Here is a 24701-nt window from a genome sequence, read left to right on the forward strand (position 1 = left end):
TTTATTAACCTCTACCACCATATTCCACAAGTTCCTCCTGGCGAATCTCACCGCTTTGCTCTTCCTCACCCGCCGTTAGCGCTTGCACATTAATGAGCTATTTTCGTGCAACAGAAAGCCCTGATTTAGTGCAACGATTTTCAATTTTACTATTTGATTTTTATTGAAAATTCTTCGTTGACAACCACTCTAAATGCTTTTTATAGTGGCCATGACTTCTCCGCAAGAACGCCAACGTTGTCGGCTTGTGGTTATGGCAATAGAGCCCTCGCAATGTCATCTGACTTTGCCGGGCTTTTTTTTTGGCTTTTTTTCAGACCCACTTTTTTAACCAATGCCAGGGGTACTTATGTTCAGAACAAAATGGTCCAAAATAAAGTGTCATCACACCACGCTGTCAATCGCGCTGGCAGCTGCATTTGCCGTGACCTACTCAGGTATGGCGATGGCGGCAGAAACGCCGGTGAAAATTGGTTTATTGGAAGATGCATCCGGCAACTTTGCCTTACCGGTGATCCCCAAAATTCATGCCACAGAGCTTGCTGTAGAAGAAATCAATGCCAAAGGCGGCATACTCGGACGCCAAATCGAGTTGGTCAAATACGATACGCAATCCGATAACACCCGCTTCCAACAAATGGCTCGTCGCCTAATTAAAAATGACAAAGTGGATGTGATTTTCGGGGCGTTTTCCAGCGCCTCGCGTGAAGCTATCCGCCCAATAATGGATCGCGAAAAGCAGCTTTATTGGTATAACAATCAGTATGAAGGCGGGGTATGTGACTCCAATGTGTTCGTCACCGGCGCGGTGCCTGAACAGCAATTCTCCACCTTGATCCCGTGGATGATGGAGAAGTACGGCAAAAAAGTTTACACCATTGCCGCCGACTATAACTTTGGGCAAATCTCGGCTGAATGGGTGCGCAAAATTGTCGAAGAGAATGGCGGCACCATGGTGGGCGAGGAGTTTATCCCGCTGAGTGTTTCACAATTTGGTCAAACCATTCAAAACATCCAGAAAGCCAAACCTGATTTCGTGATGACCTTGTTGGTCGGGGCCAACCAATCCTCTTATTACGAACAGCAAGCGGCGGCAAAACTGAACTTGCCTATGGGCAGCTCGGTGAGTGTCGGCCAGGCTTATGAGCACAAGCGCTTTAAAGCCCCGGCGCTGAAAGATATGTATATCACGGCTAACTACATTGAAGAGGTGGATAGCCCCGCCAGCAATGATTTCAAACAGCGTTTCCATGCCAAATTCCCGAATGAACCTTACATTAATCAGGAAGCAGCCAATGCTTATGATGCAGTTTATCTGTACAAAGCAGCCGTAGAAAAGGCGGGCAGCACAGATATGGACGCGGTGCGTAAGTCACTGGAAAACGGTGATATTTGCACTGACGGCCCCTCAGGAAAGGTCTGTATCGATCCGAAAAGTCATCATTTGAGCCACACCATCTATCTGGCTCATGTGAAAGACGACCACTCGATCGAGATCCCGAAAGTGTGGACCGACATCAAACCTTATTGGTTGGGTGAAGCCGGTTGTAATTTGCCGGTGAAACCTGATAACAGCCAATACACCCCATCATCTCCACCGAAAAAAGCCTAACAAAACCGGTGAGTGAAGGGTTGACCGCACCCAGGGGCACTCCGACGGCTCACACCGTTACGGCCCCAACGGCACGTTTCCCCTTCATTTGGCTCTGTCAGCAGTCTGAAAGGGCAACTTTGTCGGGAAGTCACCGCTTGAGCGGGCTTCCCGGTGTTCTCCATTTTCAATGGTGTCAATCAGGACACCCAGGATTGCCAAACCATGTTAACGCTATCCTTTCTCTATTCGGTGATTTATCAGTTTGGCGATAACTTCGCCTATCTGGTGCTGGCAGCACTGGGGCTGGCGGTTATTTTTGGCATGATGGGGGTTATCAATCTGGCGCACGGCGAATTCATTATGTGTGGGGCTTATGTCACCATTCTGATGAATAAAGCGGGCTTGCCACTGCCTTTTGCCATGCTGGCCGGTACTTTGGCGGCGGCGTTCTTCGGCGGCGTAGTCGAGCGCTTGGTGGTGCGCCATCTTTATGGTCGTTTGTATGATTCGGTAGTCGCCACTTGGGCTATCAGCTTGATTGTACAGCAAAGTATGCTGCTAATTGCCGGCCCGTCACTCGAGGGGCTGTCGACACCTTTCGGCTCTTTCACCCTCGGCGAATACTCGTTTGCCACTTACCGTGCCTTACTGCCCTTCTTCGCCATTGCCATTTTAATGGTGCTCTATTGGCTGTTTTTCCACACCAATTACGGCGTCTGCGCCAGAGCCACCATTCAAAATGCCCGCATGGCTTCTTGTTTGGGTTTGGAAACTGACCGGATTTATACCCTGACATTCGCGCTAGGGGCTGGGCTGGCTGGGTTAGCAGGGGCCATTTATGCCCCAACACTGACCGCCGTTCCCACCATGGGCAGCAGTTTTATCGTGCAAGCCTTTGTTTCGGTGGTCGTGGGGGGCGCAAATGTACTTGTTGGCACCATTCCTGCAGCGATTGCATTAGGCGCAATACAAACTGGGCTGAATTCCTGGTATGGACAATTAGCCGGGCAAGTTGGCTTATTGGTTACCGCCGTCTTAGTTATCCGCTTATTACCTAACGGTATTGGCAGCCTGTTTACCCGTAACCGCTAGGAGCTGCATGTGACAACAACTTCTGTTCATTTATCGGCGGCAAAACAACGCACGCCGTCCACCACTCGGCTGGCAGCGCTGCTCATTCTGGCGGGCGCTCTCGCCCTGCCGTTGGTGGTCGATAGCGCCATGATCGGCGACTTTTCCTACTTCCTGCTGTGGACATTCTGTGCCATCGGGTTGGCGGCAATGTGGGGGCATGGCGGCATTTTATCTTTCGGGCAGACCGCGTTCTTTGGCCTGGCCGGTTACACCTACGGCGTGATGACGTTGAATTTCGGCGATGGGGTGCTCTCCACCTGGTCGGGCTTGATTATGGCCTTGCTGGTGGCCGCTGCGGTGGCTGCGGCACTGGGTTATCTGATGTTTTACGGCGGAGTGACCGGCATTTTTATCGGCATCGTGACCTTGTCTTTCACTCTGGTGCTGGAAACTTTTATGTCGCAGACCGCTGGCCCGCAATGGTCTATCGGCAGTGCGCGACTGAATGGTTTTAATGGCATGTCCGGTATGCCGCCGCTCTCCCTGCCGTGGTTCGACGGCACATTGCTGACACTGGAAGGCAATGCCTTTTACTACCTGATTATTCTGCTGCTTGCCGGTGTTTACTGGGGGGTTCGGCGGTTATTGCGCTCTGATTTTGGCTTGACACTGGCCTCTATCCGCGAGAACCCGCGCCGGGCAGAAATGCTGGGGATTGATATCCGCCGCTACCAATTGCTGGTGTTTGTGCTCGGCGGCGTGCTCTCCGGGCTATCCGGCGCGCTGTATACCTTATGGGGTTCTTATATCACGCCGTCCGCCATGGGGCTGACCGCCGCCGCGATGCCAGTTATCTGGGTGGCGACTGCCGGACGTAAAAATATTTTTGGTACCGCAGTCATCACCGCCCTGCTGGTGTGGCTATCCCAATGGCTGGCTATTTACGGCAGCGAATACGCCATGATTTTGCTGGGTGCCATTCTGCTGTTTGTGGTGCTGACCGCGCCCAACGGCCTGTTACCTTGGTTGGCGGAGAAAATCACCCGCTGGTCTGCCGCTCGTCAGAAAAAAGGGGAATCGCTATGAATCAAACAGCGCAAGATTTGATCCTCGAAACCCGTGGGCTAAGCAAGCGCTTTGGCGGTATTCAGGTTATCAATCAAGTTGATTTGCAAATCCGCCGTGGTGAAGTCCGCTGTGTGATTGGCCCGAATGGCGCGGGTAAAAGTACCTTTTTCAAATTGCTGACTGGCGAACATACGCCAAGCAATGGGGATATCCGCTTCTTTAATCGGCGGCTGAATACTTTGCCGCCCTTCCTGCGCATTCGCATGGGCATGAGTATTAAGTTTCAGATCCCCGGCATCTTCCCGGAACTGACTGTTGAGCAGCATTTACAGTTATCACTCAGTCACTTACGCCCAGAAGTTCGCTCGCAGGCGGTCAGTGTCGATGAGCTATTAGAGCGCTTTAAACTCAGCACTGAATACCACCAACTGGCCGGTAATTTATCTCACGGCAAGAAACAGTGGTTGGAAATTGCCATGGCGGTGTCGCTACAGCCCACTCTGCTGATGCTTGATGAGCCAGTCGCCGGTTTATCTATCGATGAAACCTATCTCACCGGCGAACTTATCAAGCAGATGCAAAATGACGGCCTGACGCTGATGGTGGTGGAGCACGACATGACATTCGTACGGCAAATAGCTTCACAAGTCACCGTCCTGCATGGCGGGCAAGTGTTCGCTGACGGCAATGCCGCTGAGGTGCTGGCGCGCGAGGATGTGGCAGATATCTATTTGGGGAAAGCGGTATGAATAACGTGGTTTTGCACATAGAGGGGCTGACTGGCGGTTATGGCGGCGGGCAAGTGCTCAATGGCGTCGCGCTGCAACTGCATGCGGCAGAAGTCTTGGGGTTGATTGGCCGCAATGGCGTGGGGAAAACCACCTTAATGCGCACTTTGATTGGCGCAGTTCCGGCGCAACAAGGGCAAATTTTGTTAGGCGAAATTGATATCACTCAAGCCTCGCCGCAGCGCCGTGCCCGGCTGGGGATCGGCTATGTGCCGCAAGGGCGCGAAGTCTTCGCGGGGCTAACGGTGGCGGAAAATCTGCAAGTCGGCATGCAATTTGTCCGTGAACACCGCGAGTTTGCCCAAGACTTACTGGAGCGGGTACTGGATTACTTCCCGATTTTGCGTCAAAGACTCAAACAAAAAGCCGGCACCATGAGTGGCGGCGAGCAACAACAGCTAGCTATCGCCAGAGCCTTGGTCGGCTCGCCAAAAGTGTTATTGCTGGATGAACCTTCTGAGGGCGTACAGCCCTCTATCGTCAATATCATTGCCGACACTTTGGTGCGCATTGCCCGCGAGCTGCATGTGGCGGTGATTCTGGTCGAGCAGGATATCGCGATGATCCAGCGGGCCGCGCAACGTTGTGCGGTAATGGATAAAGGTCAAGTGGTAGAAAACCTTTCACAACAACAACTTGCTGATGATCTTTTAATGCGCCGTCATCTGGCTTTGTAGCCGGATACCGCTATACCCTAATGACGTGGAGAATTGCTAATGAAATGGCTGGAAGAATCAATCATGGTCAAACGCGGTGTCGGTGCGGGACGTAAACCGGTGACCCACCATTTGACGGAAGAGATGCAGAAAGAGTTTCACTACACTATCGGCCCTTACTCAACGCCGGTGCTGACCATTGAACCCGGTGACCGGGTGATTGTCGACACGCGGGATGCTTTCGAAGGGGCGATTAGCTCAGAGCAAGATATCCCAAGCCAACTGCTCAAAATGCCGTTTCTCAACCCGCAGAATGGCCCGATCATGGTCAATGGCGCGGAGAAAGGCGATGTGATTGCGGTCTATATTGAATCCATGTTACCGCGAGGGGTTAACCCGCACGGCATCTGCGCCATGATCCCGCATTTTGGGGGGCTGACCGGCACCGACCTGACCGCCATGCTCAATGATCCGCTGCCGGAAAAAGTGCGCATGATTAAGCTCGACCATGAAAAAGTCTACTGGAGCGAGCGCCATACCCTGCCCTATAAGCCGCATATCGGCACCCTGAGTGTGTCGCCGGAAATTGACTCCATCAATTCTCTGACTCCGGATAATCACGGCGGAAATATGGACGTGCCGGACATCGGGCCGGGCAGCATTACTTATCTGCCGGTGCGCGCCCCCGGCGGCCGCCTGTTTATTGGTGATGCTCATGCTTGTCAGGGGGATGGCGAGATTTGCGGCACTGCGGTGGAGTTCGCCTCCATCACCACCATCAAAGTGGATTTGATTAAAAACTGGCAACTCTCCTGGCCACGGATGGAAAACGCCGAAACCATCATGAGTATCGGCAGCGCCCGCCCATTAGAGGATGCCACCCGCATTGCTTATCGTGACCTGATTTACTGGTTAGTGGCCGATTTTGGTTTCGAACAGTGGGATGCCTACATGCTACTCAGCCAATGCGGCAAAGTGCGGCTGGGCAATATGGTTGACCCCAAATACACCGTCGGCGCGATGCTTAACAAAGAACTTTTAGCGTAATAATCCCTACCCCTCGGTATACGCCGGGGGGTTATGCGCATTCGCACAATCATCCTTTTAATAGTGTAAGCAGGTGCCTATGAGCTCAGATATCCCGGTCAATATTGGCTTGCTGTACTCTTTCAGTGGAGTGACGGCGGCACAAGAATTGTCGCAATGGCGTGGGGCGACACAGGCGATTGCTGAAATTAACCACCATGGCGGCATCAACGGCAGGCCGCTGAATGCAATTCATTTTGACCCACAATCTGACGATGCGCAGTTTCGTGCTCTGGCCGAGCAACTGATTGTCGAGCATGAAGTTAATGTGATTTTTGGCGGCTATACCTCCAGTAGCCGCAAAGCGATGTCGCCCATTGTAGAGAAATATCGGCGGCTGCTGTTCTATTCGCAACTATATGAAGGCTTTGAGTTTTCTGACAATATTTTCTATGGCGGTGCTGCACCCAATCAAAACTGTGTGCAACTGGCGGATTATTTAACTGGGCAGTTTGGCGCGCGCGTGTATTTGATTGGCTCGCGCTATATTTACCCCTACGAATGTAACCGCAACATGCAGGAGCTGATTCTGCAACGCCATGATGGCGCGGTGATTGGCGAGCGCTACCTTGATCTGAATGCTCCTTATGAAGCTTTCCTGCCCATCATTGAGGAAATAAGCAAAAAGCAGCCAGATTTCATCTTTAGCACCGTGGTCGGACAAACCGTCCCTTTCTTGTATCAAGCTTATCAGGCCGCGGGGCTAGATCCTGCCCGTATGCCTATTGGTAGCCTGAATACATCAGAAACAGAGATTGCCATTATGGGGGCGGAACTGGCACAGGGTCATTTCAGTTCAGCCCCTTATTTCCAAAGTATTGATACTAAAGCCAATCAATCGGCGCTCAAACAATTCCATCAACAATTCGGGCCGGAACTCACCACCGACATGAATTGGGAAGCCACCTACAGTCAGGTGCATTTATTCGCTAAAGCTATGGCAGAGTGCGGCAGTGACCATATTTATCCACTTTCTGCCGCCCTGCGCGGGAGCCAGTTTGATGCGCCACAAGGCCGCATTCGTATTGATCCGCTGAATCAACATACCGGGCTTTATCCGCGCATTGGTATGGCGAATGAAAGTGGGCAATTTACTATCGTGCAGGAATCTCGCCGTATCGTCGAACCCGACCCCTATATGACCCACCAGATTCAGGGCGATTGGGTCACGAAACTCACGACAGTGGGGTATCCACATGCGACCTAGCGATAGCAGAATCAGCCCAACCGCCCTCTTACTCAGCCGCGGAGTCCGCTGTGTAGTGTTACACCCCGACGATGACGATGGCGAAACGCTGACCAATCATTTGCGCCGGATGGGGTTTAAAGTTCAAGCTTTCTGGCCCATTCCCGAGCAACTCCCCGCCGATACTGACTTAATTTTCTATGCATTACAGTCAGATAATCCCGAACCGGATGTTTCATGGTTCGCTCCCAACAAACATGCTCTGATCGCGGTTATCGCCTATGAAAACCCCACATTTATTGACCAGGCACTCAAAATGGGCGCGGACACCACCATAACCACCCCCCTGCGCGCCTCCGGTTTGCTGTCGGCGATGGTGTTTGCTTTGCACCATGCCCAACAGCAGCGGCAGATGAGTGAGCGTATTGAGCGGCTGGAGAAAAAAGTGCTGGGCGTCCGCCAAGTCGGTGAGGCCAAAGCCATCCTGATGCGGATGCACAGCATTGGTGAAGAACAGGCCTACGAAATCCTGCGCCATCAGGCCATGGACAAACGCATTACTGTCGAAGAGATTTCATGCGCACTGATTCAGGCCAATGATATTTTCTCCTGGACCACCCCAGGAGCCGCTAATAACCGGAAAAACTGAGTTTCGATTATTCGGAGCCACCCCAATACATCATTCAGAATTTATGAGGATAATCATGTCGATAGCCCCTTATCTTGCCGCCGCCATTCAGTTTGAACCCCTCATGTTTGCCAAAGAGGCAAATTTGCAGCAGTTATTGGCATTGGTAGAACAGGCGGCACAAAAAGGTGCTCGTCTGATTACCACCCCCGAAATGGCCACCACCGGCTACTGTTGGTTTGACCGACAGGAAATCGCGCCAATGGTCGAAACCGTCCCCGGCGAAAGCACCGCCCGGTTTACGGAATTAGCCCAACGTTATCAATGCTATATCGTGTTAGGCATGCCGGAGGTAGACCCGCAAACCGCCCTGTATTACAACAGTGCGGTACTCATCGGGCCGCAAGGGGTCATTGGCTGTCATCGCAAAAGTCACCCGTATATTTCAGAACCTAAATGGGCCGCCGCAGGGGATGTCGGGCATCAAGTGTTTGAGACGCCGCTGGGGCGGATTGGCATGTTGGTCTGTATGGATATTCATTTTCCCGAAACCGCCCGCTTGCTGGCGCTGGATGACGCTGATGTGATTTGCCATATCAGCAATTGGCTGGCGGAGCGCACACCCGCCCCTTACTGGATCAGCCGGGCCATGGAAAATGGCTGCTATTTATTAGAAAGCAACCGCTGGGGGCGAGAGCGCGGAGTCCAATTTAGCGGCGGCAGCTGCATTATTGAACCTGATGGCAACATTGCGGCGGTGGTGGATGACGGCAACGGAATAGCTTATGCCGAAGTTGATATCAGCCGCAGCCGCCAGCGCCAGGTATTGGGCGAGTTAGTGTTTGAGCAGCGCCGCCCTGACTATTATCACTCATTATTAAGTGACAGTTTTTTGTGGAATCCGCAGGATTTCTTTGGGCTTTACGGGCAACAGCCTTTGCCTGCGGGCAAACAGAGCCGCATCACGGTGGCGCAGTTCTGCTCGACTGAACAGGTAGAGGACAATCTGGCGACCATTACCGCCATGACAGAAAACGCCGTTTTACAACAAGGTAGCGAACTAATTGTCTTCCCGGAATTAGCCCTGACCGGCTATCACGCCGGCGCGGCTGATGCTCAAACACTAGAAAGCCCAGCCGTGCAGGCGCTAGCTCGCCTGGCGATGAAATTGCGGGTGTATCTGGTGGTGGGAATGGTCGAAAAACAGCAGGATAAAAACTACAACACACAAGTTTTGTTTGGGCCAGAGGGAATAGTCGGCACTTATCGGCAAATTCATCTTTCCCAACAAAATCAACAGTGGGCCAGCGCAGGGGAACACTGGCGGGTGTTTGATACCGCGCTCGGCAGAGTCGGATTGCTATTGGGCCATGATGCACTGCTACCCGAATCAGCGCGCATTTTGGCCCTGATGGGTTGCGATATTATCGCCTGCTCCGCCGCCCTGCCGGCCGGTTTTACCGCCGCGCATAAGGGCAGTGCTGTGGTGCAGAATTACCCCATTCCGACTGGAGCCGACCCGCTGCACTGGCACTTATTCAGAACCCGCGCAGGGGAAAATAATCTTTATCTGGCCTTTGCTAATGCCGTCGATGACATCAATGAGCGCGGAGGATATAGCGGAGTATTCGGGCCAGAAACCTTTACTTTTCCACGGCTTGAGCGACTGCTTTGGCAAGAAACACAAGCCGTCACACAGACAATTGATACTCGCTCACTCGCGGGCAGCCCCTATCCTACCAATGTGGTGCGCCGTAAAGATTTGGTCGCCATGCGCCAGCCCCATCACTATAAACCGCTGCTGAATTAACCCCCTTTTCCTGACAACTCTCGGCTAATTCTCGCTGGGAGTTGTTCTGCAATAAACCTTATTTGCACATATGTGCAAAACCCACCCTATCACGCAAAATAAAAATGTGATCGGAATCGAATATTTGTTCGGAATAAAGCAGGATGACACAAAAACCGCTTTTCCAATTATTTAATATAAATCATATCATTAAAGATAATTGCACAGGTGTGCGATATCTGAAGTTAATTTAAATATGATAATGAGTGGATTATTGCACAGTTGTAATGAGATTCATTATTTTGTGCTTTTGACTTAAAAAATAGAAAGTGATTATATCAGGTCATAGATAACTTAATGACATCTGCACAAATGTGCAAGAGGCTGAAATGGAAAAGAGCGATGATCTGCGCCTGATGGTGAAAGTTGCACAAATGTATTATGAGCAAAATTTCACACAAGCTGAGATAGCGCGGGCGCTGGGAATTTACCGCACCAGCATCAGCCGAATGCTGAAAAAAGTACGCGAACAAGGCATTGTCACTATTTCAATCAACTATAACTATAACGAAAATTTGTTGTTGGAACAGCAGTTGAAATCGCGCTTTAAATTACGTGAGGCAATTGTTGTTTCTTGCGAACAGGACTCATCGCCAGAAAATCAACTAATACTGATGGCAAAACAGTGCAGCGCATTACTGAATAGAATTATTGAAAATGGCGATATTCTGGGCTTCTCCTGGGGCAGCGCGATTGCCACACTGGTTGAGCAAATGGATACCTCGCCGGTATCGCGCCAATTAACCTGTATTCCTATGGTTGGCGGCCCTTCAGGTAAATTAGAAAGCCGCTTTCATGTCAATACGCTGGTCTACAGCGCCGCCATGAAATTAAAAGGCGAGTCATTGTTGATCGATTTCCCGGCCATTCTGGAAAAGAGTGTTATCCGTGATGGTATTGTGCAATCTCAGCATTATCAGGCTATTGCCGATTATTGGCAGCGGTTGGATATCGCTATATTTGGCATTGGTTCACCCAATATTTCAGGGAATTCCACCTGGCGCGCTTTTTATGGTAGTGATGTTATTGACCACTTTAATGACCGGCAGGTTGCCGGAGATATCTGCTCGCGTTTTTATGATTTACAGGGTAACCCGGTTGAAACCACTATCTCGGATAAAACCATTACTATTCAATTAGACAAAATTAAGAAAGCCCGTTATTCCATTGGAATTGCGCACTCTCACGATAAAATCAGCGGGATCATCGGCGCGATTAAAGGAAAATATATTAATAGCTTGGTGACCACCAAAGAAACTGCCGAGGAGATATTAAAACTCACGGCATAATTTATTCATTAATAATGAAAGTGGGGTTAACTCCCCCTTAAAACCTAAAGACCCTTTAACAAATCATACTTTCGGTATGTGGCCGAGTATTATCCAAAATTAGATAGACAGGGAAATTTCATGAGCGATTGGCTAAATTTAAAAGATAAAGTGGTTATTGTCACCGGTGGTGCGTCAGGTATTGGTTATGCCATTGTAGAAGAATTACTGGCGGCAGGAGCCAAGGTTCAATTAGCTGATGTTAATCCACTTGAGGGTGATATTAAAAACAATCCACAGTTGAATTTTATTCAGCTGGATATTTCTGACCGCACCAGCGTACAAGCAGCAATAGATAATATTTTGACTCAACACGGGCATATTGATGCGCTGGTCAACAATGCGGGGATTAATCTCCCACGACTGTTAGTCGATCCCAAGCAAAGTCATAGTCAATATGAACTGAAAGATAATGAATTTGAAAAAATGGTTAATGTGAATCAGAAAGGGGTCTATCTGATGTCACAAGCTGTAGCACGCAATATGATAGAAAATAAAAACGGCGTCATTATTAACCTCACCTCAGAAAGCGGATTGGAAGGTTCAGAAGGCCAAAGTTGCTATGCCGCGACTAAAGCCGCGCTATACAGCTTTACCCGCTCATGGGCCAAAGAACTGGGGAAATACGGCATCCGTGTGGTAGGTGTCGCACCCGGCATTTTAGAAAAAACCGGTTTGCGCACTCTCGATTATGAAGAAGCTCTGGCCTACACCCGCAATATCACCGTTGAACAATTGCGCGACGGTTATACCAAGAATGCGATTCCAATTGGCCGTGCCGGGAAACTATCAGAAATTGCCGATTTCGTGACTTACCTATTATCCGAACGTGCCAGTTATATCACTGGTGTGACCTATAACATTGCCGGTGGCAAAACTCGCGGCTAATAGGAGGCATAATGGTTAATGTCATTTTTTGTGCCCACGGTGACTTAGCAGTTTCAATGCTCAACTCGGTCAATATGGTGTATGGCGAAACACAAAATATTACCCCGTTGCTGTTTAACCGAGGTGAAAACGCCGAAGACTTAGTGAAGAAAATGCAGGATGTCATAGCAAAGAATAAAAATGATGCCTGGCTGATTGCGGTGGATTTACAAGGTGGTAGCCCTTATAACGCCGCCGCGCGACTGGCATTCAGTGATAGCCGTATTCAGGTCATCAGTGGGTTATCTCTGCCCTTAGCACTGGAAATTGCCGATAACCAGCAAGTGATGGCGGCAGAAGAACTGACAGACTATTTACTCGATATTGGCACCCAGTGCGTGCAGTCATTCCGACACCAACAAAATAGCGAAGAAGAAGAGGCTGACTTTATATGAAAATCAATCTGGCAAGAATTGACGACCGGCTGATTCATGGTCAGGTCACCACGGTTTGGGCTAAAGAAGCCAAAGCCGGGCGTATTATTATTTGTAGCGACGAAGTTTATAACGATGAAATCCGGAAAACATTATTAAAACAGGCGGCACCACCGGGAATTAAAGTGAATGTCGTGAACATTGAAAAAGCAGTGGCCGTTTACCACAACCCGAATTATGTTAACGACACTGTTTTTTATTTATTTACCAATCCAAATGATGTTTTACGATTGGTGGATCAGGGTGTGAAAATTTCCGTCATTAATATTGGAGGCATGGCCTTTAAACACGGAAAAACACAATTAACCAAGGCTGTATCAGTTGATCAAAGTGATATTAACGCCTTTTACGCATTAGCTGAACGCGGCGTTCATTTAGATTTACGGGTAGTCACTTCCGATCCTGACGTGGATGTGATTAAAAAATTACGCGAGTTGGAGTCTAAATAACGGCACGTCAATTACCAGACAAATAATAACTCAGGCTTTATTAAACATTTAAATCCGATTAATTAACCTGGGCAATGCAACTATTTAATTATAGTCAACGGCTATAGCAGTGATGACGGTGTTGTATTGTCCAAAGGGGTCCACCATGGAAATAAGTTTACTACAAATAATCTTAATCTTTATTTTCTCATGTATTGCCGGTATCGGCAGCGTGCTGGATGAATTCCAAACTCACCGACCATTAATTGCTTGCACCATTACTGGCTTGATTCTTGGCGATATGACCACTGGCGTTATCCTCGGCGGTACGCTGGAGTTAATCGCCCTGGGTTGGATGAATGTGGGTGCTGCGCAATCCCCTGATTCTGCGCTCGCCAGTATTATCGCCACCATTCTGGTGATTGTCGGTCATCAGAATATTGCCACCGGGATCGCCATTGCCCTACCGGTAGCCGCTGCTGGCCAAGTATTAACCGTCTTTGCCCGCACCATCACTGTGGCGTTCCAGCACGCAGCTGATCGAGCCGCGGAAAAAGCTAATTTTGCCATGATTGATTTTATGCATGTGTCGGCATTACTGGTTCAGGCCATGAGAGTCGCCATTCCGGTATTGATCGTGTCTATCTTTGTCAGCGCCGATACCGTTAGTCATATGCTCAGTGCCATTCCAACGGTAGTGACCCATGGGTTGCAAATTGCGGGCGGATTTATCGTGGTGGTCGGCTACGCCATGGTACTCAATATGATGGGCGTGAAATATCTTATGCCCTTCTTCTTCCTCGGTTTTATTGTCGGAGGTTATCTCGGTTTCAGCCTGCTCGCGTTCGGCGGCATCGGCCTGATTATTGCCTTGCTGTATATCCAGTTGAACCCGCTTTATCAGAAACCGGCAGCGCCTGTAGCCCAAGCCAGCCAAGCCAAACTTGACGAATTAGAAGATTAGGAGACGCCGACATGACCACATTAAACAAACGATTAACCCGGTCTGATCTGTTTAAAATGTTTTTACGCAGTAATTTGCAACAGGCCTCTTTTAACTACGAACGTATTCACGGCCTGGGTTTCTGCTATGACATGGTGCCCGCAATTAAGCGCTTGTATCCATTGAAAGAAGACCAAATTGCCGCGTTAAAACGCCATTTAGTGTTCTTTAACACCACTCCCGCAGTTTGTGGGCCGGTGATTGGCGTCACCGCCGCGATGGAAGAAGCACGAGCCAATGGCGCTGATATTGATGAAGGGGCAATCAATAGCTTGAAAGTCGGGCTGATGGGGCCGCTGGCTGGGGTCGGTGACCCGCTGATTTGGGGGACTTTGCGCCCAATTACAGCAGCTTTGGGAGCCTCGCTGGCACTGAATGGCAATGTGCTGGGGCCGATTCTGTTCTTCTTGTCCTTTAACTCTGTGCGCCTGGCGCTGAAATGGTTCGGACTGCAATACGGTTTCAATAAGGGCATCAATATCGTCAAAGATCTTGGCGGGAATTTGCTGCAAAAACTGACCGAGGGCGCATCTATTCTCGGCTTGTTTATCATGGGGGTATTGGTCACCAAATGGACCAGTATCAATGTGCCGCTGGTGATATCGAAGACACCAGGTCACGACGGCACCACTGTGACCATGACGGTGCAAAACATTCTGGATCAGCTTTGCCCGGGCTTGCTGGCGCTGGGGCTTACCCTGTTAATGATGCGTTTACTCAAACGCAAAATTAACCCTATCTGGCTCATCTTCTCCCTGTTTGGCCTCGGAATTTTAGGCTCATGGCTTGGTATTCTTTCCTGATTAATGCCGGGAGGTTTTTTATTCGATTTGAAGTTTTTTATTCGACCTGCTGTTTGATATTTAAAAATAATTGAGGTGGTTCCAAATGAAAACTAAAGCACTGCGTTTATATGGTAAAAATGACCTGCGACTGGAAAGCTTCAACTTGCCGGAAATAGGCGATGATGAAATTTTGGCCACTGTCGTGACCGACAGTATTTGCCTCTCATCGTGGAAAGAAGCCAATTTGGGGGCTGACCATAAAAAAGTGCCGGATAATGTGGCGGAAAATCCGATTATTATTGGCCATGAGTTTTGCGGCAATATCCTGCAAGTCGGTAAGAAATGGCAGCATAAATTCAAGCCCGGCAGCCGTTATGTGATTCAGGCTAATCTGCAATTACCCGACCGCCCGGATTGCCCCGGCTATTCTTTCCCTTATGTCGGCGGTGAAGCCACTCATGTGGTTATTCCCAATGAAGTTATGGAGCAAGATTGCTTGCTGCCATATGAAGGTGAAAGTTATTTTGAAGGTTCATTCGTAGAGCCACTGTCTTGCGTTATCGGCGCATTTAATGCCAATTACCACCTGGTTCCCGGCACTTATCAACATAAAATGGGGATCAAACCCGGCGGTAATGTATTAATTCTGGGGGGCACCGGCCCAATGGGGTTATTAGCCATTGATTACGCGTTGCATGGGCCAGTTAATCCGCAATTATTGGTTATTACCGACCGTCACCAGCAAAAACTGGATTATGCCGCCCGCTTGTATCCGAGCGAGCCGCAGACTCAAGTACATTATCTTAATACCAAACAAACTGATGATCAGTTTGAACGTTTAATGGCACTGACGGAGGGCAAAGGTTATGACGATATCTTCGTTTTCGTCCCTTCAGCTGAATTAGTCACATTAGCTTCGAGCTTATTAGCACCGGATGGCTGCTTTAATTTCTTTGCTGGTCCACAGGATAAGAATTTTATGGCGTCGGTTAATTTCTACGACCTCCATTATTCCTTTACCCATTATGTCGGCACCTCAGGGGGCAATACCGAAGACATGCGCGAAGCCGTGAAGTTAATTGAAGCGAAGAAAGTCAATGCCGGCAAAGTGGTATCCCACATTCTTGGGCTAAATGATGCTGCGGAAACCACCTTGAATTTGCCGCAAATTATCGGCGGTAAAAAGTTGGTATATACCGGTAAGAATATGCCGCTAACCTCATTAAGTGAATTGATGAGCACCGAACAAGATTCGCCGTTACTACAGGAATTACAAGTCATTTTGCGCAAAACTGATGGGTTGTGGTCAAAGGCAGCAGAAGATTTTGTGTTGGCACACGCCCAAGAGATTTAACCTGCTCATCGAGGGCGGTGAATATGATAACCGCCCTCAACTCACTCTCCCGGTAGATGTTTTGCCGTCGACTCATCGGTAGTCGCATCATTGGCTACCGCATTGAGCAACACATCCAATAAGCCGGGGAAGCGGGCATCAATATCATCGCGCCGCAGTGATAACAAACTCTCGCGCCCGCTAGGCCGTTGCCAGATAACACCACTTTCCCGCAATACGCGCCAATGATGGGTTAAGGTCGATTTAGACAGCCCGTGCACCAGAGTGCCACAGGCATGTTCCCCCCCCGCCGCCAGCCTACGCACCACAGCCAACCGCAGTGGATTACCTAAAGCCGTCAGCACATTTTCCAACCGAATCTGCTCACGCTCAGGATGATTCGCAATCATAGTGTTCCTATAAAATAAGTAGCAATCCGCAGGAAAATCTCCCGTCAAACTGCCGGGTTCGGCCATATCAAGTGGCCCTTGGCGGGCGGCAATATAGCCTATACTCCATCTTGGCCCTACTAATAATTCTAGTGCAATGATGAAAACCCCCTCAACCATTGCCCACCACTATTATTGCACAGTTTCAGAACAAATAATTAAATTGTACGTGTATATTCGTACAATGGGGCTATACTAATGGCGATCAAGAAATCATTAGCAGCAATACTGAACATAAGCCAACAACTTCCCGGTAGGGCATAAAACCGCCCACCCCGAAATTGCCATCATCTTTAAGGACTTAATATGGCACGTAAAACTCCTATCGAACGCTATCGCAACATTGGTATCTCCGCCCACATCGACGCCGGTAAAACCACCACCACCGAGCGTATTTTGTTCTACACTGGCGTCAGTCATAAGCTAGGTGAAGTGCATGATGGCGGCGCGACTACTGACTGGATGGCACAGGAGCAGGAACGTGGCATTACCATTACATCGGCTGCCGTGACCTGCTTCTGGAAAGGGATGGACGGAACCTTACCCGAGCACCGCATCAACATTATCGACACCCCCGGACATGTGGATTTCACCATAGAAGTGGAGCGTTCCATGCGGGTGCTTGATGGTGCGGTCATGGTGTATGACGCGGTCGGTGGCGTGCAGCCACAATCCGAAACCGTCTGGCGTCAGGCCAATAAATATCGTGTGCCACGCTTGGCATTCGTCAATAAAATGGACCGCCCCGGCGCTGATTTTTTCCGCGTCCGCCAGATGATGATTGATCGGCTGAAAGCCAATCCAGTGCCCATTGTGATCCCCATCGGCAGTGAAGAGCACTTCACCGGCGTGGTAGATTTGCGGCTGATGCGCGCCATTATCTGGGATGAGGCTTCTCAGGGCATGACGTTCAGCTATGAACCCATCCCGGAAAACTTGCTGGCGACCGCGAATGAGTGGCGCGAAAAAATGGTCTCCGAGGCGGCTGAAGCTTCTGAAGCGCTGATGACTGAATATCTGGAAACCGGCGACCTGACGGTGGATGAAATTACTCAAGGTCTGCGCATCCGGACTATTGCCGGTGAAATTCAGCCAATGATGTGCGGCAGTGCTTTTAAGAACAAAGGTGTGCAGCGCATGTTGGATGCAGTGGTTGAACTGATGCCATCGCCAATAGACATTCCGCCGGTCAGCGGCACAGATGAAGACGGTAACGAAGTGAGCCGCAAGGCCGATGATAATGAAAGATTCTCGGCGCTGGCGTTCAAATTGATGACCGACCCCTATGTCGGCCAGCTGACTTTTGTGCGCGTCTACTCAGGTGTGCTGAGCAAAGGCGACAGTGTTTACAACCCGATTCGCGGCAAAAAAGAGCGTATTGGCCGTATTGTTCAGATGCATGCCAATAACCGGATTGAAGTGGACGAAATCCGCGCTGGTGATATCGCCGCCTGTGTCGGCTTGAAGGATGTCACCACCGGGGAAACCCTGTGTGACCCAGATGCGGTGATTACGCTGGTGCGAATGGAATTCCCTGAGCCGGTTATTTCGCAAGCGATTGAACCTAAGACCAAAGCCGATCAAGAGAAAATGGGTCTCGCACTGCAACGGCTGGCATCGGAAGATCCGTCATTCCGTATCCGGACTGACGAGGAATCAGGCCAGACCATTATCTCCGGCATGGGTGAATTGCATCTGGAGATAATTGTCGACCGCATGAAACGCGAGTTCGGTGTGGCAGCCAATATCGGTAAGCCGCAAGTCACTTACCGCGAAACCGTGCGCAAGACCGTGACAGATGTTGAAGGCAAATTTGTGCGTCAATCCGGCGGTAAAGGGCAATACGGCCATGTGGTCTTTACCCTCGAACCGCAGGCACCGGGTAGCGGCTTTGCTTTTGTTGATGCCACTAAAGGCGGCGTGGTGCCGCGTGAATATATCGGCGCGGTAGAAAAAGGCGTGCTAGAAGCCACCAATACCGGGGTTCTAGCCGGTTATCCGGTGGTGGATGTGAAAGTGACCCTGACATTCGGTTCTTATCACGAAGTGGATTCATCGGAACTGGCGTTTAAAATGGCCGCCATTTTTGGTTTCAAAGAAGCTGTCAAACGCGCCTCGCCGGTGATCCTTGAGCCAGTGATGAGTGTCGAGGTGGAAACACCGGAAGAGTATGCCGGTAATGTGATGGGCGACCTTTCCTCTCGCCGTGGCTTGGTGCAAGGCATGGAAGAGATGGTCGGTGGCGGGAAAATTATCCGGGCGGAAGTGCCGTTATCAGAAATGTTCGGTTATTCTACCGTATTGCGTTCCATGTCACAGGGCCGCGCGACTTATACTATGGAATTCAAGCATTACGCTGAAGCACCACGTAATGTGGCCGATGCCATTATTGCCGCGCGAGGCACCAAAGCCTAGCTCTGCCCGACACGTAAAATAATAAACCAAGCCGCCAGTGGATCATATTTCCGCTGGCGGCTTTTTATTGGCGAGCCGCTTTATTATCAACTAAATAACAACCCGGCGGCTGATCTCCACCACTTGATCACTCGGCAGGTGATAATAATAAGTCACATCATCCAGTTCAAACTGACAATCCATATCAGCACTACCTTATAATAACGCCGGAATATGCGGCCGTTCCATAAAACCGTACTGTGCGGCACCACGCCAATAATCCGGCGCTTACTTGGTCATCACCAGCCATTCTCTTATTCCATAGGCAAGGGCTATCTCAATGATAGGCAAAGCTGCTCCAGTAGCTTGATAAAAGTCAACCCTCCCTCAGCACAACCCAGAGATAATCCCATTTAATAAATAGGGTTATTGTCTGGGTGAAAACATAAATGTGAAAGCGACTAGCGCTTTCCACACAACAAAGGAGTGCTGCTGTGATAAGAAAATGGCTAATTGGTGGAGGTATATTAGTAATTGCAGGTTATCTGGGCGTAACGGGTTATATCTACATGGCGGATAACGCACGCAGTAACACATTAATCAACGAGGAGAAAAAATTATCTCACGATACATCCCCCTCTGTAAGCAATACAAAAATAACTAACCAACAGATCAGCAATCTGTTTTATCAAAAGGGTTGCGATTATTGCCATACCCGCAGTGCATCTCTGCCGTTTTATGCGGCGATCCCTGGCGTGAAACAATTAATGGATTACGATATTCAACAAGGTAGCCAATATTTCTCATTGGAACCGACCTTATTGGCGATTAAAGAAAATCGCGCAGTACCGGAGGCTGATTTAGCAAAAATCGAATCGGCCATTGATCGCGAACAAATGCCACCGCAGCGTTTTGCCGTTTTACACTGGGCTTCAGGTATCAATGCTGAAGAAAGAAATCAAATTCTTGATTGGGTTAAAGCACAGCGGGCGGAACATTTCCCTTCCACCAGCAGCAGTGACATGCAACATCTGACATTGCAACCACTGCCAGATGCATTGCCCGTCGACAGTCAAAAAGTGGCATTGGGTTCCCGCCTCTTCCATGACCCGCGGTTGTCCAGCGATAACACCGTCTCCTGCACCAGTTGCCACCTGCTCTCCAAAGGTGGGGTCGATAATTTGGCGACCTCAACCGGCGTTGATGGTCAGAAAGGCGGAATAAATGCGCCAACAGTCTTCAATGCCGTGTTCAATGTGAATCAATTCTGGGATGGCCGCGCCGTTGATTTACAACAACAGGCCGGTGGGCCACCACTGAATCCGGTGGAAATGGCATCAGCCTCGTGGAATGACATTATTAATAAGCTGCAACAGGATGCACAATTAACACAGGAATTTGTTCAAGTTTATCCGCAAGGCTATTCAGAGCACACCATTACTGATGCTATTGCTGAATTTGAAAAAACACTGACCACGCCAAATAGTCCTTTTGACCGCTATTTGAAAGGTGATGTTAATGCCCTGACTGCCAGCCAAAAAAATGGACTGGCTTTATTCCAGCAAAATAAATGTGACACTTGCCACGTGGGTAAAAATATTGGTGGGCAGTCTTATGATCTCATGGGATTAAAAGGTGATTACTTTGCAGATCGATCAAAAGAGCTGACAACCGACGACCAAGGGCGTTTTAATGTCACTAAAGATCCTCGTGATATGCACCGTTTTAAAACACCGGGTCTGCGGAACATTGCTTTGACAGCACCTTATTTCCACGATGCACAAGCCGAAGATTTAAATCAGGCCGTTGAAATGATGTTGAAATATCAGGTGGGGACTAGCCTACCGCCGCAAGACGTCAAAGATATTGTCGCATTCCTTGAAAGCCTGACTGGGGAATATATTCCACATCAATAGCAAGAATTGATATCATCAATATCCGCAGCCTTGATAATCTGCGGATATTCTCCACTAATTATCGATAACATATAACAGCACCTAACGAATATTCAGTCAATTATCTTAACATTGATCTGGATCATTTTCATGCGCAGCTAAGATTTTTCCTACAAAGATGCTCGTGAGTTCCCATACTCTGCCAAAGATTAGTTTGTTACAATCCTCTCATCGATTTAGAACATTAACATTCATTAATTTGAATTTATAAATCATTTCAAATAATCATTATTATATTTATTAAAAATACCACTCATTAAATCAATAAACACCTCTAAATAATAACGTATCAACTGAGAATACGTGAATACCAATAAATTTAATAAAATAACCAGGAATCTTGCCGTAATGAATATCCATATAAAAAGAACCTATTTGAGCATTGCTATTTCATCTATTATTTACACGGCGAGCACAGCAAGTGTCAATGCAGCGCCTTGTGTAGGCTACACCGTCAATGATATTTGCGAACAAACAAAATCTGGTGCAGGTGAATTTCACAGTATTTCTCTCGGAAACGGCGTAACAGCAGGGACAGAAGATCACCATTTCATCTTTAATGGTGAAGGATATGAATTATATAAACCTCATGATTACTTCTCTGCCGCGGTAGCTCTGGGTACTATTCGCTATACCGAGGTCAATAATAGCCGTTTCACTATCACCGGCACTCATTATCAAGGTGGCCCAACTTATGAAGGGCGGGCAGAAAATACCACGCTGAATAATAGTCTGATGTGGGTAATGACATCAGCAGACCAAACGGTTGCCAAAGGTCATTCCGCGGTAGTGGTTTCCACGCAATTCGCAATGGGTGGAAATATTTATACTGAGACTGCTGAGGATGGCAGTATTGAATTTAATCCGTATATTACTAATAGCCGCTATCAAGATACTTCCTATGAAATGTTATGGGGTATGAAGAAAGAGTCGAATAACTGGGATACCAAAGCCACATCATATGACTCTGGATTTGTAGACTCCAGCCGACAAATTGTTGCAGCTAATGGTCATAGTGTTGATGCGAAATTTTATGATAAAGCCTCCCAGCGCATTGATGATACTGGGCTTGCTAATGCTGCAATATTTAACGGCACCTCTTACCAAAATATTTATGCTGGTGGTGAATCACAGGATACCACCTTATTTGACGGCGCTTATTCTTGGGTGCGAGCCGGAGGTAAATTAACCGGACTGACACAAATTAATAATGCGGCCTCTGTCTATCTTGATACTGATGAAATTAACGGGGCTTATGCACAAAATGTAGTTCTTAATGGTGAAGATACTCATTTAGTCGTGCGCTATAATGCTGCGAATCATGCCTCTGCAACCATTGATGACTTAATTTTGAATGGCGGTGAGGTTGCATTCCAGTCAGGTACTGGCAGTCATTATACCTCATTAAATATTGGGACACTTTCGGGCTCAGGTTCTTTCCTGTTCAACACGTCAATTGCTGAAGGTAAAGGTAACTTTGTGACTATCGCGAATGCCAGCGGTTTGCACAAAGTGATGGTAAACGATTCTGGCGCTGAGATAACCGCGCCAGGCGAGACAACATTGGACCTTATTCACGATCTTAGTGGCCATGCTCAATTCACTCTAGCCTCACTCAGTGGTGCAAACATCACTGAAATTGATGGTGGTACATATGTCTATGGTCTGAACAAGTGGGATAACTCGGCACGGGCCGGAGGTAACTTATGGTATTTAGGCAGCACTTTGGATGCGGGTCTTGAACCTGAGCCTGAGCCTGAAGGTCCCACTGCGCCATTAGAGCCAGAACCCGAGGTACCTGTAACAATTGAACCAGGACCTGCACCCATAGAGCCAGGAACAAAGACAACGCCATCCACTGATGCGGTGTTAAGTATGGCTTCAGCAAATCAGTTTATTTTTGATGGCGAATTGCAGAATTTGCGCTTACGCAAAGGTGATTTAAATAACAGTAAGGGTGACAACGCCAGTGTTTGGGGCCGCTATTTGACCAATAATACTCGCGTCAGTGCCGCTCATGATGCTGCGTATCGTTTACAGCAAGATGGCTTTGAAATAGGTGCCGATAAAGTATTTAGTTTGTCTTCAGGCCAGTTAGTCTTAGGCGGTTTTACCTCTTATAGCAATAACAGCGTGAAACATGCTCGTGGCGGAAACAGTAAGATTGATAGCTATAGCCTGGGTGCTTATGGCAGTTATTTCGATAATAGCGGCTATTATATTGATACTGTTCTGAAAGCTAACCGCTTTAAAAACTCACTGAATGCCAATATGACTAACGGCGGTTCTGTACAAAGTGATTATAACCAAAGTGCAGTAGGTGGGTCAGTTGAGGCGGGTTACCATTACAAGCTTTCTGATAATTGGTTTGTAGAACCTTATGCTCGTGCCAGTTATTTCACTGCACAAGCAAAAGATATTGCACTTAGCAATGGCATGAAGGCGAACATTGATAATAACCGCTCAGCAAAAGGCGAATTAGGGACCCACGTTGGGACGAAGTTTGATCTGAAAAATGGCGCGATTATTCGCCCTTACGCTAAAGTTGCGATTGAACGAGAGTTTATTACGTCAAATACAGTAATTATTAACCAATTTAATGATTTTAATAATGATTTATCTGGAAATACAGCTAAGTATGGGCTGGGTATGGATGTTAACCTGACTAAGCAAACTACGGTTTATGCTGAAGCCAATTATCGCAAGGGCACGTATGTCGAGTCACCAGTGATGGCTAACATCGGCTTCCGAGTTAACTTCTAAATAAAGTGTCTGATATAGGGCCTCTTGTGGTAATGCAGGAGGCCCATTTTTTATTCTCCAATAAAATCATTGATTAAAAATAAGACATCACGTTATTCTCATTTTGAATTTTATAAAAAAGCAGGAATAAAATGAAGAAATTACCTCTGGGAATTATGGTCGTAGCATTAATCAGCAGCCAACCGGTTTTAGCGAAAAATTGGCAAGAAATAAAACAAAGTGGGGAATTACGGATTGGTGTTCCCGGTGACTACGCCCCTTTGGCCTTTCATAATAAACAGGGGAAATTGATTGGTTACGATATTGATATGGCAAAATCCCTGGGTGACAATCTGCAGCTTAAAGTCAATTTTGTACCCAGCAGTTGGCCAACACTTTCTGAAGATTTAGCGGCAGACAAATTTGATATTGCGATGGGTGGCGTCACAGAAACACCCGGCCGCGCAGCACAATTCGCATTATCCAGCCCGGTGGTGAAGAACGGCAAAATAGCCTTAGCCAATTGCCAGCAATCCAAAAAATTCCCTACATTGGCGGCAATTGATCGCGAAGCGGTGAAAGTTATTGTCAATCCCGGTGGTACCAATCAATCGTTTGTCGACGCCAATATCAAGCAAGCACAAATCATCCGAACCAAAGATAACGTGGCTAATTTGCAGGGAGTCCGAGATCAAAGTGCGGATATTATGTTTACTGACTTAATCGAAGGGGATTATTACCAGAGCAAAGAGCCAGGCGTATTTTGTGTCGCAACACCGGAAATATTACCCGGCACCGGCAGCTACAAAGTGTATATGATGGCGAAAGATAATCAGCCATTATTGAAAGAAGTAAACCAATGGCTGGCAGGCGAGACAAAATCCACATTAGCGCATAAATGGAATATATCCGAGTAGCGACTTTTGATTGCCAGCGCATAGGGGCTGGCAATAGCCTATGACATTGATAGCTTTGATAACATTGATAACTTTGA

At 48.3% G+C, this 24701-nt stretch carries 21 protein-coding genes; 20 read left to right on the forward strand and 1 reads right to left on the reverse strand.

Annotated features, from left to right (window positions below; translation table 11 throughout):
- Window positions 1–445: 445 nt before the first annotated feature.
- The 16 genes from FTA91_RS00620 to FTA91_RS00700 all read left to right on the forward strand — a co-directional run bounded on the left by FTA91_RS00620 (window position 446) and on the right by FTA91_RS00700 (window position 16188).
- On the forward strand, window positions 446–1612 hold the full coding sequence (locus FTA91_RS00620; protein ID WP_174634978.1) for an urea ABC transporter substrate-binding protein: 1167 nt from the start codon (window positions 446–448) through the stop codon (window positions 1610–1612).
- 204 nt (window positions 1613–1816) lie between these two features.
- A complete protein-coding gene (locus tag FTA91_RS00630) occupies window positions 1817–2686 on the forward strand; it encodes an ABC transporter permease subunit (RefSeq protein WP_049559133.1) in 870 nt (289 codons plus the stop codon).
- A 9-nt stretch (window positions 2687–2695) separates the two neighbouring features.
- Window positions 2696–3754 (forward strand): branched-chain amino acid ABC transporter permease, encoded by a 1059-nt coding sequence (locus tag FTA91_RS00635; protein ID WP_145582768.1) that lies wholly within the window; start codon window positions 2696–2698, stop codon window positions 3752–3754.
- Window positions 3751–4485 carry an ABC transporter ATP-binding protein gene (locus FTA91_RS00640; protein WP_050114144.1) on the forward strand — a complete coding sequence of 245 codons (735 nt, stop codon included), beginning with the start codon at window positions 3751–3753 and terminating at the stop codon, window positions 4483–4485. Before FTA91_RS00635 ends, FTA91_RS00640 begins: the two co-directional genes overlap by 4 nt.
- A complete protein-coding gene (locus FTA91_RS00645) occupies window positions 4482–5201 on the forward strand; it encodes an ABC transporter ATP-binding protein (protein ID WP_050114142.1) in 720 nt (239 codons plus the stop codon). The genes FTA91_RS00640 and FTA91_RS00645 overlap by 4 nt, the downstream gene beginning before the upstream one ends.
- A gap of 39 nt (window positions 5202–5240) precedes the next feature.
- A complete protein-coding gene (locus FTA91_RS00650; protein WP_050114140.1) occupies window positions 5241–6227 on the forward strand; it encodes an acetamidase/formamidase family protein in 987 nt (328 codons plus the stop codon).
- Window positions 6228–6306: 79 nt separating this feature from the next.
- On the forward strand, window positions 6307–7473 hold the full coding sequence (locus FTA91_RS00655) for a transporter substrate-binding domain-containing protein (RefSeq protein ID WP_145535022.1): 1167 nt from the start codon (window positions 6307–6309) through the stop codon (window positions 7471–7473).
- A complete protein-coding gene (locus FTA91_RS00660) occupies window positions 7463–8101 on the forward strand; it encodes an ANTAR domain-containing response regulator (protein ID WP_050114137.1) in 639 nt (212 codons plus the stop codon). Before FTA91_RS00655 ends, FTA91_RS00660 begins: the two co-directional genes overlap by 11 nt.
- A gap of 55 nt (window positions 8102–8156) precedes the next feature.
- Window positions 8157–9890, forward strand: coding sequence for a nitrilase-related carbon-nitrogen hydrolase (locus FTA91_RS00665; RefSeq protein ID WP_050114136.1), 1734 nt, complete (start codon window positions 8157–8159; stop codon window positions 9888–9890).
- Window positions 9891–10258: 368 nt separating this feature from the next.
- Complete coding sequence (locus tag FTA91_RS00670; protein ID WP_050114132.1) at window positions 10259–11218, forward strand: sugar-binding transcriptional regulator; 960 nt, start codon at window positions 10259–10261, stop codon at window positions 11216–11218.
- A 120-nt stretch (window positions 11219–11338) separates the two neighbouring features.
- Window positions 11339–12145 (forward strand): SDR family oxidoreductase, encoded by an 807-nt coding sequence (locus FTA91_RS00675; RefSeq protein ID WP_145535025.1) that lies wholly within the window; start codon window positions 11339–11341, stop codon window positions 12143–12145.
- Between the two features lie 11 nt (window positions 12146–12156).
- Window positions 12157–12579, forward strand: a complete 423-nt coding sequence (locus FTA91_RS00680) for a PTS sugar transporter subunit IIA (RefSeq protein ID WP_050114129.1) — start codon at window positions 12157–12159, stop codon at window positions 12577–12579.
- Complete coding sequence (locus tag FTA91_RS00685) at window positions 12576–13067, forward strand: mannose/fructose/sorbose PTS transporter subunit IIB (protein ID WP_050114127.1); 492 nt, start codon at window positions 12576–12578, stop codon at window positions 13065–13067. Before FTA91_RS00680 ends, FTA91_RS00685 begins: the two co-directional genes overlap by 4 nt.
- A gap of 145 nt (window positions 13068–13212) precedes the next feature.
- A complete protein-coding gene (locus FTA91_RS00690) occupies window positions 13213–14010 on the forward strand; it encodes a PTS mannose/fructose/sorbose transporter subunit IIC (protein WP_050114126.1) in 798 nt (265 codons plus the stop codon).
- Between the two features lie 11 nt (window positions 14011–14021).
- A complete protein-coding gene (locus tag FTA91_RS00695) occupies window positions 14022–14852 on the forward strand; it encodes a PTS system mannose/fructose/sorbose family transporter subunit IID (RefSeq protein WP_050114124.1) in 831 nt (276 codons plus the stop codon).
- 85 nt (window positions 14853–14937) lie between these two features.
- Window positions 14938–16188 (forward strand): zinc-binding dehydrogenase, encoded by a 1251-nt coding sequence (locus FTA91_RS00700; RefSeq protein WP_145582770.1) that lies wholly within the window; start codon window positions 14938–14940, stop codon window positions 16186–16188.
- A gap of 41 nt (window positions 16189–16229) precedes the next feature.
- Here FTA91_RS00700 and FTA91_RS00705 read toward each other — a convergent pair whose 3' ends face one another.
- A complete protein-coding gene (locus FTA91_RS00705) occupies window positions 16230–16577 on the reverse strand; it encodes an ArsR/SmtB family transcription factor (RefSeq protein WP_050114207.1) in 348 nt (115 codons plus the stop codon).
- Between the two features lie 345 nt (window positions 16578–16922).
- On the opposite strand from FTA91_RS00705, the gene fusA reads away from it, so the two are divergent.
- The 4 genes from fusA to FTA91_RS00725 all read left to right on the forward strand — a co-directional run bounded on the left by fusA (window position 16923) and on the right by FTA91_RS00725 (window position 24624).
- Window positions 16923–19031: an elongation factor G gene (gene fusA, locus FTA91_RS00710; RefSeq protein ID WP_050114120.1), complete on the forward strand. Its 2109-nt coding sequence runs from the start codon at window positions 16923–16925 to the stop codon at window positions 19029–19031.
- Window positions 19032–19504: 473 nt separating this feature from the next.
- A complete protein-coding gene (locus FTA91_RS00715) occupies window positions 19505–20926 on the forward strand; it encodes a cytochrome c peroxidase (RefSeq protein ID WP_145535030.1) in 1422 nt (473 codons plus the stop codon).
- A 387-nt stretch (window positions 20927–21313) separates the two neighbouring features.
- Window positions 21314–23728, forward strand: a complete 2415-nt coding sequence (locus FTA91_RS00720; protein WP_145582772.1) for an autotransporter outer membrane beta-barrel domain-containing protein — start codon at window positions 21314–21316, stop codon at window positions 23726–23728.
- A 131-nt stretch (window positions 23729–23859) separates the two neighbouring features.
- Window positions 23860–24624, forward strand: a complete 765-nt coding sequence (locus tag FTA91_RS00725; RefSeq protein WP_050114116.1) for a transporter substrate-binding domain-containing protein — start codon at window positions 23860–23862, stop codon at window positions 24622–24624.
- Window positions 24625–24701 lie beyond the last annotated feature (77 nt).

The sequence above is a fragment of the Yersinia thracica genome (assembly GCF_902170565.1).
Classification (GTDB): domain Bacteria; phylum Pseudomonadota; class Gammaproteobacteria; order Enterobacterales; family Enterobacteriaceae; genus Yersinia; species Yersinia thracica.